12 protein-coding genes are annotated in these 14,410 nt (G+C 45.1%); 6 read left to right on the top strand and 6 right to left on the bottom strand.

Going from position 1 to position 14,410, the window contains the following annotated elements; genetic code table 11:
• The 4 genes from ligD to PLH26_RS13685 all read left to right on the top strand — a co-directional run.
• A partial coding sequence (gene ligD / locus PLH26_RS13700; RefSeq protein ID WP_502876390.1) for a non-homologous end-joining DNA ligase LigD occupies positions 1–329 on the top strand: 329 nt, incomplete at its 5' end.
• Positions 330–389: 60 nt separating this feature from the next.
• Positions 390–1,259: an SDR family oxidoreductase gene (locus PLH26_RS13695; protein ID WP_324586593.1), complete on the top strand. Its 870-nt coding sequence runs from the start codon at positions 390–392 to the stop codon at positions 1,257–1,259.
• 93 nt (positions 1,260–1,352) lie between these two features.
• Positions 1,353–5,816, top strand: coding sequence for a PAS domain S-box protein (locus PLH26_RS13690; RefSeq protein WP_324586592.1), 4,464 nt, complete (start codon positions 1,353–1,355; stop codon positions 5,814–5,816).
• Entirely contained in the window at positions 5,813–6,178 is a 366-nt protein-coding gene (locus PLH26_RS13685; protein ID WP_324586591.1) for a response regulator, read from the top strand. Before PLH26_RS13690 ends, PLH26_RS13685 begins: the two co-directional genes overlap by 4 nt.
• A 159-nt stretch (positions 6,179–6,337) precedes the next feature.
• On the opposite strand, the gene PLH26_RS13680 is transcribed toward PLH26_RS13685, so the two are convergent.
• Positions 6,338–6,805, bottom strand: a complete 468-nt coding sequence (locus PLH26_RS13680) for a PA2169 family four-helix-bundle protein (protein ID WP_324586590.1) — start codon at positions 6,803–6,805, stop codon at positions 6,338–6,340.
• A gap of 327 nt (positions 6,806–7,132) precedes the next feature.
• Between PLH26_RS13680 and PLH26_RS13675 the strand changes: the two genes are divergently transcribed.
• A complete protein-coding gene (locus tag PLH26_RS13675) occupies positions 7,133–7,717 on the top strand; it encodes a porin family protein (RefSeq protein ID WP_324586589.1) in 585 nt (194 codons plus the stop codon).
• Positions 7,718–8,062: 345 nt separating this feature from the next.
• Here PLH26_RS13675 and PLH26_RS13670 read toward each other — a convergent pair whose 3' ends face one another.
• The 5 genes from PLH26_RS13670 to PLH26_RS13650 form a co-directional block, all read right to left on the bottom strand.
• Complete coding sequence (locus tag PLH26_RS13670) at positions 8,063–9,670, bottom strand: FAD-linked oxidase (protein ID WP_324586588.1); 1,608 nt, start codon at positions 9,668–9,670, stop codon at positions 8,063–8,065.
• 22 nt (positions 9,671–9,692) lie between these two features.
• Complete coding sequence (locus PLH26_RS13665) at positions 9,693–10,067, bottom strand: hypothetical protein (RefSeq protein ID WP_324586587.1); 375 nt, start codon at positions 10,065–10,067, stop codon at positions 9,693–9,695.
• A gap of 353 nt (positions 10,068–10,420) precedes the next feature.
• Positions 10,421–11,203 carry a glycoside hydrolase family 16 protein gene (locus PLH26_RS13660; protein WP_324586586.1) on the bottom strand — a complete coding sequence of 261 codons (783 nt, stop codon included), beginning with the start codon at positions 11,201–11,203 and terminating at the stop codon, positions 10,421–10,423.
• 21 nt (positions 11,204–11,224) lie between these two features.
• Positions 11,225–12,109 (bottom strand): hypothetical protein, encoded by an 885-nt coding sequence (locus PLH26_RS13655; protein WP_324586585.1) that lies wholly within the window; start codon positions 12,107–12,109, stop codon positions 11,225–11,227.
• 530 nt (positions 12,110–12,639) lie between these two features.
• Positions 12,640–13,527: a DUF808 domain-containing protein gene (locus tag PLH26_RS13650; RefSeq protein ID WP_324586584.1), complete on the bottom strand. Its 888-nt coding sequence runs from the start codon at positions 13,525–13,527 to the stop codon at positions 12,640–12,642.
• A 392-nt stretch (positions 13,528–13,919) separates the two neighbouring features.
• Here PLH26_RS13650 and PLH26_RS13645 point away from each other — a divergent pair.
• Positions 13,920–14,410, top strand: a 491-nt coding sequence (locus tag PLH26_RS13645) for a Gfo/Idh/MocA family protein (protein WP_324586583.1), incomplete at its 3' end; no start/stop codon positions are given.

Genomic DNA, 14,410 nt, shown 5'->3' with positions numbered 1-14,410 from the left:
GGATGATCGTAACATTCGTTCACGAACAATTACCGGGGTTTACCAGCATAGAAAGGGCTACTTCAAAACGCAAAGGAAAAATTTATCTCGACTTTTTGCAAAACCGTCCCCAGGCTACCCTTGCCACGGCTTATTCGCTGCGCCCAAAGCCCGGTGCAACGGTTTCTATGCCCCTGCACTGGGAGGAAGTAAAAAAAGGATTGAGCATGCACGACTTTACCATACACAATGCCCTGGCAAGAGTAAAGCAGGAAGGCGACCTGTTTAAGCCGGTTCTGGGAAAAGGGATCAATATGAAGGCTGTGATCGCCAGGTTGGAGAAATGGTAAGCGCATGCTGATGCAGGTTAGCTGCGTGAGCAATATCCTTTATTTTCAAAATTCATAACCATGCCAACCACTATAATAAAAAAGCAGATCAGAAAGCCGCAGAAGCAGGAAAGGCCCGGCTCGGAGCAAAAAATGCGGCCCCAGCCCGTATTCGATCATCCCGCGCAAAAAGGAAGCAATAAGCTCCACAATAAAGTGGCCTTAATAACCGGGGGAGACAGCGGTATTGGCAAGGCAGTAGCCATTTTGTTCGCCAAAGAAGGAGCCGATATAGCGATCAGTTATCTCAGCGAAAAAAAAGACGCTAATGAAACAAAAGACATTATTGAACAGCAATATCATAAGCAGTGCCTTCTTATCGCGGGCGATATTGCAAAAGAAAAGCATTGTAAAGAAGTGGTTAAGAAAACGATCGCGGCATTGGGGCATATAGACATTCTTGTTAACAATGCAGGATTGCATTTTGAAAATAAATCGCTGAAAAAAATAAGCACCCGTGAAATGCTTAAAACTTTTGAAACCAATGTGTTTTCTATGTTCTGGATCACCAAAGCCTGCCTGCCACACATGAAAAAAGGCAGTTGCATCATTAACTCGGCATCCGTTACGGCTTATCGCGGCAGCCCTTCTTTAATGGACTATGCTGCTACAAAAGGCGCCATCGTTTCTTTTACCCGGAGCCTGTCGGCCAATCTTATCAAAAAAGGCATCAGGGTAAATGGTGTGGCGCCGGGCCCTGTATGGACACCGCTTATAGCATCAAGCTTTAAAAGTAAAAAAGTAGCGCAGCACGGCAGCAACGCCCCTATGGAAAGGGCCGGGCAGCCGGTTGAGATAGCACCTTCCTATTTATTCCTGGCCTGTTCCGACTCCGGCTATATTTCGGGCCAGTTCCTTCATCCCAACGGGGGAGAAATTATAAATGGATAAGCTTCATTTTTATACCCTTTTAAAATAAATAAAGCCTTAACTTAACATGGTATGACCATTACTATGATTTAATTGGATAAGCTTCCTGAACTTATGTCAGCAGCACAATTCACAACAGACAAAACGTATTTCATTTCCGGGAACAGCGAGATGGGTGAGCGTATCCGGGATTTTGACTGGAGCAATACGTCTTTAGGTTCATTTGAAAAATGGCCGCAAAGCCTGCGTACCGCTGTTAACCTATGCCTTAACTCCAGGTTTCCAATGGTGCTTTGGTGGGGAAAAGACCTGGTAAAAATTTACAACGATGCATACAGCATTATACTCAGTGCAAAGCACCCGCATGCCCTGGGTGCAACAGCGAAAGAAGTTTGGCCGGAGATATGGCATATTATCGGTCCCATGCTGGAGAGTGTGCCTGAAACAGGAAAAGCAACCTGGTCCGATAATCAACTGTTGCTGCTTCGCAGGAATGGCTTTACGGAAGAATGTTATTTTACCTTTTCATACAGTCCTGTTCACGGAGAAAATGGCAAAGTAGAAGGCGTTTTTTGTGCTGTTACAGAAACCACAGATGCTGTTATCGGGGAAAGGCACCTGCAAACGCTCACCAATCTTGGCAAAAAGATTTTAAATCTTACGGGAGACCTGGAAGTATATCAAAAAAGCATTGAGGTGATCAGACAGAACCCGAAAGATTTTCCTTTTGCGCTTATTTATGAGGTGAGCTGTGACGGAAAGAAGCTTTCACTGGCGGATAAAACATCGGAGGATCTGGAAAAATTTTTCCCTTACGAAATTGATCTTGATAAACATGCGGGCCGGTTTCACGGGTTGGCCGATGTGGTACTCGGCAACGTACCGGTAATATCCGATGATTTGACCGAAAGGTTCGGGAATTTGCCTACAGGTGTATGGGATAGTGCAATCCGTAAGGCTTTGGTATTGCCTGTGGCACATAACCAGCAAAAGATCCCTTATGCCATTCTAAAGGTAGGCATCAATCCTTACCGTATGCTTACCGACAAATATCAAAGTTTTTTTAAGCTTATTGCCGACCAGATAGGATCCGGAATCAACAACAGCCGCATTTTTGAAACAGAACGAAAACGAACCGGCGCACTTGAAGAGCTTGATAAGGCAAAAACCGTTTTCTTTTCCAATATCAGCCATGAGTTCCGCACCCCGCTTACCCTTACGCTGGGTCCGCTGGAGGAGCTGATCAACACCCCGGGAAACAGGCTAAGCAACAGCGAAAGACAAAGCATTGAAACCACACACCGCAATGCCATGCGATTGCTTAAGCTGGTAAATACGCTTCTTGATTTCAGCCGTATCGAATCGGGGCGCATGACGGCCCGCTATTCCCCGATAAACATTGTATCGTTCACTGCTAACCTGGCAGGCAATTTCCGTTCTACTATTGAAAAGGTGGGATTGGAACTGGAAGTAAAGGCACAGCCCATAACAGAACCGGTGTACGCAGATAAGCAGATGTGGGAGAAAATTGTTTTTAACCTGTTGTCGAATGCTTTCAAATATACATTAAAAGGAAAAATTACGGTTTCCATATACGCTCAACATGACGGGGTTATCATGGAAGTACAGGACACGGGAGTGGGTATTCCTGAAAAAGAGCTGCCGCATATGTTTGAGCGTTTCCACCGTGTGCAGCAGGTTGCCGGCAGAACACACGAAGGCACGGGCATCGGGCTGTCGCTTACCCAGGAGCTGGTTCGTCTTCATGGCGGTACTATCAGCGTGGAAAGCGCAGAAGGCCGGGGAAGCACTTTCAGGGTTGCCATACCTTACGGCAAAGCACACCTGCCCCTTTCTCAGATCAATACCGGCAACGAAGAGATTGAAGAGGTCGTTTCGGATTCCTATACAAAAGACTTATTTGCCCCACCGGGAAACATCAAACCCAAAACAAGAGGGGCAGCCGGTGATAAAGATAAAAGCAGCGATGCCCCGTGCATACTGATCGTTGATGACAATGCCGACATGCGGCAATATCTTCAAAGCCTGCTCGAAAAGAAATACCGCATTTTTACCGCCGGCAACGGGCTGGAAGCTTTACATACCATTAAAACCGAAAACCCCCTGCTTGTTTTGAGCGATGTTATGATGCCGGTCATGGATGGCATTAAGCTCACAGAAGAAATAAAGCAAAACAGGAAAACAGAACATATCCCTGTGGTGCTCATTACAGCAAGAGCCGGTGAAGAATCAAGAATAGAGGGATACGAAACCGGCGCTGACGATTATCTGGTGAAACCCTTTTCGGCCAGGGAACTGCTGGCAAGAGTGCGTGCGCAGATCAGGATCGCCCAAACGAGGAAACATATAGAGCACCAGCTAAACAACTTGTTTGAACAGGCCCCGGTAGCCATAGCTGTGATGCACGGTCCCGATTTTATTATTGAGATCATTAATGAAATGGCCCTCCGGATCGTAGGCAGACCAAAGGAACAACTCATCCATAAGCCTCTGTTTGAAGCTATGCCTGGAGTAAGGAACCAGGGATTTGAGGTTATTTTCAGCAGCGTATTCAAAACCGGCAGAAGAATGGTGATTGAGGAAATAGAAGTAGAGTTGCTGCGGAACGGGAACCCGGATACTATTTTTGTAAAGCTGGTGATTGAAGCGCTCCGCCGGGAAGATGGAAGTATATCGGGGATAATGGTAGCTGCCTATGATATTACCGAGCATGTAACTGCCCGGAAAAAAATAGAAGCAAGCGAGCTGCGTTACCGCCGGCTGATACAAAGCATTTCTGTTGCGCTTTATACCTGCGATAAAGAAGGAAGGATTGTACTGTACAACCAGGCCGCTGTGGAACTTTGGGGGCGGGAGCCTAAGGTGGGTACTGAATTATGGTGCGGGTCATGGAAAATGTTCCAGACCAATGGCGAGTTGCTTCCTTTGGATAAATGCCCCATGGCCATTGCATTAAAACTTGGCAGGGTTGAACCTTTTGAAATCATTATTGAACGTCCCGATGGCAACCGCCGCCATGTATTGCCTTATCCCCAGCCCGTTTTGAACGATGAGGCCGAAATAACCGGCGCTATCAATTTATTACTGGATATAACAGAAAATACAAAGATCCACGAGGCGCTCCGGTTAAGTGAAGAAAGATTCGGCAACATCATCAACCAGTTGGGAGCCGGAATTGCACAAACCGATATCACCGGTAAATTCATTGCCGTAAATGACCAGTATTGCCGCCTTGTAGGCCGTTCTGAGGCATCTCTTCCGGAAATGCGCATTGAGGATGTAACACACCCGGACGACAGGCAGCAAAATATGCTTTTATTGAAGCGCTGCGTGGAAGAAGAGAAAAGCTTTTCGATGGAAAAGCGCTATCTCAAACCCGATGGCACGGTAGTTTGGGTAAATAATATCGTATCGTTGATAAAGGGAACCGATAATGTTAAATTTCTCACCGCAGTAAGCATTGATATTACAGAAGCTAAAAAAATGGAGACCCGCCTGATTGAAAGTGAAAACCGCTTCCGCAATTTGTCGAACACCATTCCTGTTATTATCTGGATGGCCGATAACAACGGCAATTGTACTTATCTTAATAAACAATGGTACGACTATACGGGCCAAACGCCTGAAATTGCACTGGGTAACGGGTGGCTGAATGCAGTGTATCCTGCCGAAAAGGAACTTACAACAGGCGCTTTCTTTGATACGAAACCGAAGAAAATACCTTTCGTAATGGAATTCCGCCTGAAAGATAAAAATGACAACTATCGCTGGTTTCTCAATTCCGGTCTTCCCAATTATAACGAAGATGGAAGTTTTGAAGGATATATAGGATCCTGTACGGATATTACGGATAACAAGAAATTATCGCAAAAAAAAGATGAATTCATGAGCATCGTAAGTCATGAGCTCAAAACACCGGTAACCTCATTGAAAGCCTTCGCACAATTGCTGGAAATGAAGTTCTCAACTGCCGGGGATGAGTCTTCGTCTGCCATTATGCGCCGTATGGATATGCAGATCACCAAATTAAATACACTCATAAGCGACCTGCTCGATATTACGCGGCTGGATGAAGGCAAGCTGTCTTTCAAAAAAGAGATATTTTCATTTACCGACCTGGTAAACGAAACAGTTGAAGAGCTTCAACGCATTTCTACCGGCCATACCCTGGTAACAGAAATATTTTCCAATTGCCTGCTTACCGGCGACAGGGAAAGAACAGGGCAGGTATTGACCAATTTCATTACCAACGCCATTAAATATTCGCCCAAATCCAATAAGGTAATAATAAAAGTTACCATGCACAACGACTCCGTAGTGTGCGCCGTAAAGGACTTTGGCATTGGTATAGATAAAAGCAAACAATCCCGTATCTTCAGCCGGTTTTACAGGGTAGAGGGTGAAAAGTTTGATACCTTCCCGGGATTGGGATTGGGTTTATATATATCCGCTGAAATTATAAAAAAACAATCGGGTAAAATATGGTTCGAAAGCGAACCTATGAAAGGATCCACATTTTACTTCAGTCTTCCTGTAAATAAAGACCAAAACAAATGACAGGAAAAAAAATTTTCATTCTCGACGACGACAGGGATATCCTTGATTCGATGAGGATGGTGCTGGAGTTTAAAGGATACACGATACATACTTCAGCCAGTGTGGAAAACTTAAAGCACATTTCTGAAAAAGATCCCGACCTGTTGTTGATTGACCTCTGGATGTCGGGCGTAGATGGATCAGATATCTGCAGGCAGTTAAAAAACAATACTCAAACCAGGCATATACCTGTGGTTATTATTTCTGCCAACGCCAATATTAAGGAACTCAGCCTAAATTGCAAAGCGGATGGTTACCTCTCAAAGCCTTTTGAAATAGACGAATTACTGTCAACAGTGCAGCGATATACCAGCAACACCTGAAGCTATAATTCCGGTGAATTTTGTTCAATTTCATTTTTAAAATGCCGGAACAGCAACATCACCTTGCCATTCCGGCTTTTTAATCATCCCAAAATTCCTGTCATTTTTCCATCAGGAACTCCCTTTCGGCCAAAGAAAGACCATTCATTATTTAAATGATCAGGCAGACTGGTTGTCGCGCAATCTTTTAATTTCATCATGCGATCTTCTGAGCTTAGCCTTTTGTTCAGAAATGAGCTGCACCACATCGGGCGACAGTTCATCATCCGGTGCATTATCAAGCGCCGTTTGATAGGCTTTCTGAGCCGCATCTTCTCCGTATTCGCAGGATTCGAGTATGGATCTCCTGGCTTTGCCACCAAAGGTTGCCTTAACATCCATCCATGCCCGGTAAATTTTTCCGCTTACCGTTGTTGAATCGGTAGCTCCCTGCCCGCTTTGATGAACATAATTCCTGAGCTCCGAAACATATTCCCTGCTTTCATCGGCCATTCGTGTAAAAAGGGAACGCAGATCGGCGTCAATAACTTCTGTTTGCCTGGCAGCTTTTTCGTAACCTTCTATACGGTCGTTATTGATCTGGATCAGATCATTCAATACGGCCACATTGTTTTCAGTGCTGATCATAATTTTATTTTTTTAAGATGATTAATGATGTTGTGCAATAAGACGTTTAAACACATTACCGGAAGGCCGGCCTGCTTACTTATCTGAACAACGTTGAGAAAGTAGAAGTCTAAAAAACCGTACCGTATTTTTTTACGCCTTCCATTTTGCACTTGCGTGTAATATTTTCTACAACATACACAGCCTGCCGCACTGAATGACTACATTGGCCCCGGGTTCCGGTGCTTCAACCTGAAATTGCACACCGGTAACAGTTTGTAACAAATAACATTTCATAATAAATTATTGGCAATATAATTGAAGAAAAAAGGTAAACAATTTAACGATATGAAATACTTAACACTATCACTGGCAGTAGCACTATTCAGTGCACCGGCTTTCTCCCAAAATTTTCAGTTAGGTCTTAAAGCAGGTACCAATATCAGCAACTTCCGCGGCGATGATTACCAGGATGTAAAAACCAATACAATAGTAGGATTTCATGCGGGAGCGTTTGTAAATTTAAAATTCGGACCTGTTTTTTCTATTCAACCGGAACTACTGGTTTCCTCGCAGGGAGCAAAGCTCAAAAAGGCCTCCCAGGAAGAGAACTTTAAAGCAACCTATGCAACCCTTCCCGTTATGGTAAAACTTCAAAGCCCTGGAGGTGGATTATATGTGGAAGCAGGCCCCCAGTTTGGATTAAAGGTTAGCGATAAGATCAGCGGCGTTAATACGGATGTAAAAAATCTTGATGTAGCGCTCGCCGCAGGTATCGGTTACCATAGCTCAATGGGACTGGGTATAGGTGCGCGTTATATAGCAGGACTTTCCAAAGTAGGCGATATTGATTTTGGCGGAGGTGTAAACCCGGATTATAAAAACAGCACCATACAGATCAGTGTATTTTATACCATATTCAATAACAAGTAAGATTTAAACGAACATATAAAAACAAACGGGCTGATGAATACATGTCAGTCCGTTTTTTATTTTCTAACGTTTTCCCGGCTGTGACCGGGGTTCGGGGGCGTATCAACTACACCGATCGTGGAAGATATTACACAATGATAAGCTTTTCGGCAGCAGGAACGGAGCGCATATTCTGGCACAATTATTTATACCATATAAGTAGAAGTTTCCGGAAAGAGGTGGTCTCGTAAAACAGTACCTGAGAATACACTCTCATACCTGATCTGGATAATGCCAGCGTAGGAAAAAAGGAAACATCGGAGACTCCGGTTCAACCCGGAGTCTTTTTTTGTGCAGTACTTAACATTAACCATCCAATCCGCACCTGTGCAAAAACGCATTATTAAAAACTTTTTGTTCTGCCGCTCCCAGCAGGCTGTGGCGGCAGTTGATCCAGGTATCAATGGCCGCATCGCCGTACATTTTCCGTACACGTTGCGGATTGAGGTTAAAGTTCATTTTTCCCCAGTGCAGGGTGTAAGGAATACTTTTGAATTCCAGCCTTTCCCAAAGCCTTTGGTAAAAATTTCGGGCTGCTTCCGATTCCACGCCATCGAGCTCCAGTATGCAGGTCTTTTCGAATTTTGTAAAGCCCAGCAGGGCTTTTGTTCCTTTTACGTAACGCAAGGCAAGCCCGCCCGGAAACGGTGACTGCCCGTTGATAAAGATAACCTCATCGACCACCCTGCTCACATTTTCGGCTGCAATGGCTATAGCGGCGCTGATGGCTTTGCCCCTGAACTTGGTATTACTGAAAGTTTCACCGATCGTTCCAAATGCATCAACGGCCGATTTAAAGGCAAGCGGGAACATAACATTTACCAGGGCCGGTACCAGGGCCGCCGACAGACCGGCAGGGAGCCCGTCAATGATCGTTTCTATTACGCCGAGCGTATTGTCGCCATACTGAAACCCATGATCATCCCTCACTCTCTTGGGATAACCGGGCGCATATGGCATTTTATACATTGTTTTGAGATATACGCCTTTTTCTTTGTTGTTCTTGGCGAATTTGTGCGGGTTAATGATCACTTCAAAATGATACAGCTCTTTATCCGGCCCATCGGGAGGATAGGGAAGCTTTAATGCAATCCCCGAAAAATCCAGATGATCTATTGCTTTAATAAGATCATCATCATATTTTACCTGATCGGCGCGTTGTTCGGCCAGCAAATAAACAGGATCGGTTTCAATCATCACGCTGTGAATAAATCCGAAGCTCCCAAAGCTTACCACTGCCGCATTAAACATATCGTCGTTCCGTATCACACCGGCGCCCATCCATTCGATAAATTCATCTGACACCACCGGGTAAGATGCCCTTTCCAGCCAAACATGATGCGTTGGAGATACAACAAGGTGGATCCCCACTATAGCGTCATGTACAGCTCCAACCCTGAATGCCGACCCATGTGTACCGGTAGCCGTGGCTCCTGCTATGGATTGCCCGTTGCTGGCTCCGGATGCTTTAATAGACCGTTTGGGGCTGGCATCTTTTTCCAGCTTTTCATTCAGGTCAAGAATGCTCATCCCGCATTGTGCAAGAAAAAGATCGTCAGTGCCTTTCCCGGTATTGATATAACCATCCGCAATAAATTTGCGGGGGATCCGGAACGATAGCCGCAGCGCTTTGGTATCCACCACTCCCCCGTTGCAAACCGCAACATCCGAAAACGACCAGCCGTTTCCCATGGCCCGCAATGCAATATCATTCTTGATGGCATACCCGATCAGCCACTGAAAATTGGAAGTGGTTTGCCTGTACTGCTCCGAAGGCGTTGCCGGCCCAAACGGGATCCTCAACTTAAAAGATGCTCCTTTTTTAAACCGGTGGGTAAAATTCTGGTGACCGTTCTCCCAATCGGTGATATTTAATTTTTCCACACCGTCGGGTAATACCATATAGTTGGACATTGCAAAAGATTTCAAAATATGATCAGGGCCGGCTTCCCAATGAATCCGTTGGGGGACTGTACGGCGCACAACACCACTCTACCTGCTGCGGGAGAACTATTCCAAGCGTAACGGTGGAAAGAACAGCAAAGCCCAGGTTGGTTTTTACCACTACTTTATTGAGGTGATTGAACCTCGGATCACAGCCGGGATTGATGTCCTTTGGTTGCACCAGGCCCCATGCATAGCTCCAGGTTGTTCTTTTGTATACAGTATTGTTGGAAAAAGTATCGCAGTCGTATTGGCTGATCACTTTTGTTGTGCTGCAGCTTTGTGCAAGCAGCACGATCCCGATCAGTATGCTTCCGGTTAACGGGAAGCCACCTTTCTTTTTGATCTGACGAGCCAAACTGTGCATAGGTATCTTTTAAAAAATAAAAGAAAAGGCCTGTCTGTTTTATTGATCAGCGAAAGATCCTTTGGAATGTAATTTCAAAGATAAAACAAGATCCGGGAAATAGGAAGGGTGGTGAAGGGGTGAGTGGTGAGTGGTGAGTAGTGAGTGGTGAGTAGTGAAGATGTGAATCAGGGCAGGGTACAGGCTTGTTCCTGCATTGACGAAAGCATCGAAAGCTGAATAACAAGAACCAAACCTGTTCGCCGTGGCGGATAAAATCCAAAATCCGAAGGGATACACGATGAACTAAAAAATCAGAAATCAACAAATCAGAAATAACCAAAGGCTGAAAGCCGATAGCCCGCAGCCCATAGCTACCGCTCTTTCTTCCGGTACACTTTTACGTAATCAACGATAAAAACATCAGGAAATACCGTGTTCTTTATTTCTTCGCGGGTAGAAGGATATTCCATGCTCAGTATCAGGTATTCCTCAATATGTGATATGCCCTGTGTTACCTCATAAAATTTATACCCGTCTACATAAAATATGTATTTCTCCGGCGTCCACTCCAGCGCAAAAGTATGAAAGCCTTCACTCACTCCTTTCAGATAACTCTGCATGCCCCGGGTAGTGCGTTGGTTGGGCCCGTAAGCCCAATGCACATTATGCGAAACGATATCGGTCCCCAATTTTTTGAAGAACTCTAAAATATCAATCTCTGCACCAAATACTGCCGGATCTTCCCCTTTCGAAATTTCCGTAGACTGGATCCAGAATGCCGCCCATATTCCGGCCGATTTTTGCAGCTTCGCCCGGCATTCGTAGTACCCGTACTTACTCATAAACAGGCCCTGGGTGCCAACGGCGCTTCCCAATAGGCTATCGCCCTTTTTCAAAGCATATAATTTGAGATACCCGTCTTCCACCTTAACCGCTTCCTCCGATACATAGGCAATGGCCCTTGCACCCACGCCACGCACCGCCCACTTTCCGGGATCAAGCCTGTTCCCCTTAAACTCATCTTTCCATACCAGCTTATATCCCAGTTTTTTTGGCGTATAGCGTTTGGGGGACATCGGGTTCTGAGCCGGTCTTTGCGCCAGGCCGGTAACGGTAAATAGCACGCAGGTAAAAAATAAAAAAATACTTTTCATACGGAGGTAACCTTCATGCAACTACTCTATTTCATAATAGTACACTTCAGGGTGCACTCCTTCACTGATCGTATAGTAACCGTTTCCTTCCGCTGCAAAATCAATCGCCTCACCCTGTTGTTCTACTTTATAAGGCATTTTGCGGGGCACCATCTTCAGCAGTTGCCACAAAGGTTCTTTGTCTTTACGCTTCCAGTAAAACACATTAAGGTAGTTCTTCAGAAGCACCCGGCTTCCGTCTTTGGAAATATTTCCTCCGGAGATCCACTTGCCGTTGTTACCGCCCTCAAAAAACAAAGTGGCCTTTTTAACGAGCATTACCGTATCATTTCTTTTGAACAGTAACGGTGCAGTATATACGCTTACCGAATCTTCCCGCTTTGAAACGATATAGAACAATTTCTCCACGGGATCAACCATCAGGGTTTCCGCATCGCGTGGCCCATCGGGGTATTTCAGATACAACGCGTCTACCTTTACGGTTCCTGAAAACGCATCTGCCGAATGTTTAAGCTTCGGCTCTTTTACCCGGTAAATGATGATGTGTTTTCTTTTGGCATTGTTGTCGCCGATGTCTCCTATATAAACATAACTTTCCCCTTTGGGTCCCGTACTCACCGCCATATCTTCACAATCGGCTACCCCATGCTTTATAAGCGGGTTGGCTTTGAATGTATAAATAGCTTTTAGCGTTCCATCTGCACTAATTAAGAAGAACCTGCTCGTATCTCCGCTGTCGTTATGAATATAAAGCATCCCTTTATTTACGGATGAAGCGGCAAGCCCGGACGTTTCGTTATTGATCTCAGCAGCCAGTTTTCCTTTTGTTACTACCGGGATGCTGTCCTGTGCAGGAGCGGGTAATGAAAAAGTGATGCCAATTAAAAACAGACAGAAGATATTCATAATTGATTGTGGCTTACATGTAGCGTATGAAAATAAATGTAGCAAAAAAATATGGAATAACGCATGTGCTTATAAACGTTCTATCACTTGGGCAATGCGTTTAGTTAAGGATTAGGTATAGGACAACCGCCTGCAGATGCAGCACCTTGCTGAATCCGCAAAATAGACTAAACTATTAAAAACTGCTCTCTCTTAATGCTGAAGGAGCTTCTGTTCTCTCTTCTAATAGGTGGATAGAGTGCGTTAATTTATTGTGAGAGGTGAGGTAAATTTTGCAGATCCATGAGCTGTGACCCTGAATGCGGAGATGTATCAGATCGCACTAACTACCTGCCATTTGTTGAATTAGTCTGCTGTTTCTCGTGTCTGCACGAAACACTCAACCATGCTGAGGAACGAAGTCTCTGTAAGATCCAGGCGAAGATAGATTCCTCTTGCATCGGAATGACAAGCGGTAGTAATAAAGTTGAACTATAGCAGCAAAACCGGACAAAGCCAATTGCCCCGGCACCTGTCCCCGCGTGCCGGACTTATTTTGTCGTTTGCTTTACTCTCTTTTTAAAAATCCGTTTCCCAAAACTTATAACAGCAAAAACGATAAAGCCAATCACCAGTCCTGCTACAAGCTCCTGTACAAAAGCGGGGAGCGCCGGGAACAGGTGGTGAAAAAAATCAATATTGTGCACAAAAATACCGCCCGAAACCAGCACCAAAGCCACTGTGCCTATTACGCTCATGCTCCTGATGATTTTGGGGAGCGCCGCCACCAATATTTTCCCGATCCTGTCGGAAAAGCTGTTGTCCTTTTTGTTGAGCGCAATAAGCTTATACCCCAATTCATCCATTCGCACAATAAGGGCTACTATCCCGTACACACCCACCGTGGCAAGTACCGCGATCAGTGAAACCACTATAACCTGGGAAGCAATTGGGGTTCCCACCACCGTACCCAGGGCGATGATGACAATTTCCACGGAGAGGATAAAATCCGTAACAATGGCAGATCTCACTTTTTCTTTTTCTATCCGTAATATTTGTTCCTTCGTAAGATTTTCCGCCGGTGCAACCGCTTTAGCATGCCTGTGCGGTACAATGTATTCGTAAATTTTCTCTGCACCCTCATAAGCAAGATACAGTCCTCCGAGCACCAGGATAACGGTAACGGCTGCAGGAAGAAAAGCGCTGAGCAGAAAAGCAAAAGGAAGGATAATGAGCTTGTTTAAAAATGATCCTTTGGTGATGGCCCATAATACGGGGATCTCACGGTCTGAAACAAATCCCGATGCCTTTTCAGCATTCACGGCCAGGTCATCTCCCAAAATACCGGCAGTTTTTTTGGCAGCCACTTTACTCATCACAGCCACATCATCCATTAATGTGGCAATATCATCAAGCAGTGCAAATATTCCTGATGCCATCCGTATTGCTTCAATTTAAAAATATTATCCGCCCGTTTTGCTCCGGCGGCGTTGAGAGGTGAAGATACTGCATGCAAATTAAATCTGTGTGTTGCTGTGAGAAGCGGAAACCCACCCGCCCGGCTGAGTCGTTCAGGCCGGAGTTACCCCGGTCGGACCAGGCCAAAAGAGTGAAGCAATGGCAAATTCACCCATTCACTATCACTACTCACTATTCACCCATTCACTATTCACTACTCACTATTCACTACTCACTACTCACTATCCACTCATTCACTTCTTCTCCCTCCTCACCCTTCTCCCTGGGCGCAGAAGAGATTTTAAAACCGGCATAACAAAATTGTTTCCTATTTTTATAGCCGCCCGAAAAAAACAATAAATAAACAAGCACAATGAAAAGAAGAGATTTTATAAAAAACACGTCTGCCGGAACGCTGGCTTTCATGATTCCGTTTTCAATACCTGCCTCCAACAAAAAACTACGGGTTGCGCAGGTTGGCCTGGGTGCTATGGGATTAAATGATCTGAAAGACATTGCGTCTCATAAGTCGGTAGAGATCGTGGCATTATGCGATGTTGATGCGACCAAGCTCAATGCGGTAAAAGCCAGCTATCCCAACGCAAAAACCTTTTCCGATTACAGGGAAATGTTCAAAAGCATAGGCAATGGGATAGACGCTGTAGTGGTTTCAACTCCCGACCATGCACATGCGCCGGTTGCGTTGAGAGCCATGGAGATGAATAAAAATGTGTATTGCCAGAAACCGCTTACGCATTATATTTCCGAGTCGAGAAAAATGGACGCGTTAGCGCAACAGAAAAAGCTGATAACGCAAATGGGCATCCAGGTGCACTCCTTCTACGATTATAAACTGGCTACTAT

Source organism: Agriterribacter sp. (genome assembly GCF_035444585.1).
In the GTDB taxonomy this organism is placed as follows: Bacteria; Bacteroidota; Bacteroidia; order Chitinophagales; family Chitinophagaceae; genus Agriterribacter.
The sequence above is the reverse complement of the archived record's forward strand: the minus strand, read 5'-3'. Positions and strand labels throughout refer to the sequence as shown.

Bases quoted from the DNA above. Each gene is read 5' to 3' on its own strand.
- PLH26_RS13685 (WP_324586591.1), top strand. From the start codon at position 5,813: ATGACAGGAAAAAAAATTTTCATTCTCGACGACGACAGGGATATCCTT.
- PLH26_RS13695 (WP_324586593.1), top strand. From the start codon at position 390: ATGCCAACCACTATAATAAAAAAGCAGATCAGAAAGCCGCAGAAGCAG.
- PLH26_RS13650 (WP_324586584.1), bottom strand. From the start codon at position 13,527: ATGGCATCAGGAATATTTGCACTGCTTGATGATATTGCCACATTAATG.
- PLH26_RS13680 (WP_324586590.1), bottom strand. From the start codon at position 6,805: ATGATCAGCACTGAAAACAATGTGGCCGTATTGAATGATCTGATCCAG.
- PLH26_RS13675 (WP_324586589.1), top strand. From the start codon at position 7,133: ATGAAATACTTAACACTATCACTGGCAGTAGCACTATTCAGTGCACCG.
- PLH26_RS13655 (WP_324586585.1), bottom strand. From the start codon at position 12,109: ATGAATATCTTCTGTCTGTTTTTAATTGGCATCACTTTTTCATTACCC.
- PLH26_RS13670 (WP_324586588.1), bottom strand. From the start codon at position 9,670: ATGTCCAACTATATGGTATTACCCGACGGTGTGGAAAAATTAAATATC.
- PLH26_RS13660 (WP_324586586.1), bottom strand. From the start codon at position 11,203: ATGAAAAGTATTTTTTTATTTTTTACCTGCGTGCTATTTACCGTTACC.
- PLH26_RS13665 (WP_324586587.1), bottom strand. From the start codon at position 10,067: ATGCACAGTTTGGCTCGTCAGATCAAAAAGAAAGGTGGCTTCCCGTTA.
- PLH26_RS13690 (WP_324586592.1), top strand. From the start codon at position 1,353: ATGTCAGCAGCACAATTCACAACAGACAAAACGTATTTCATTTCCGGG.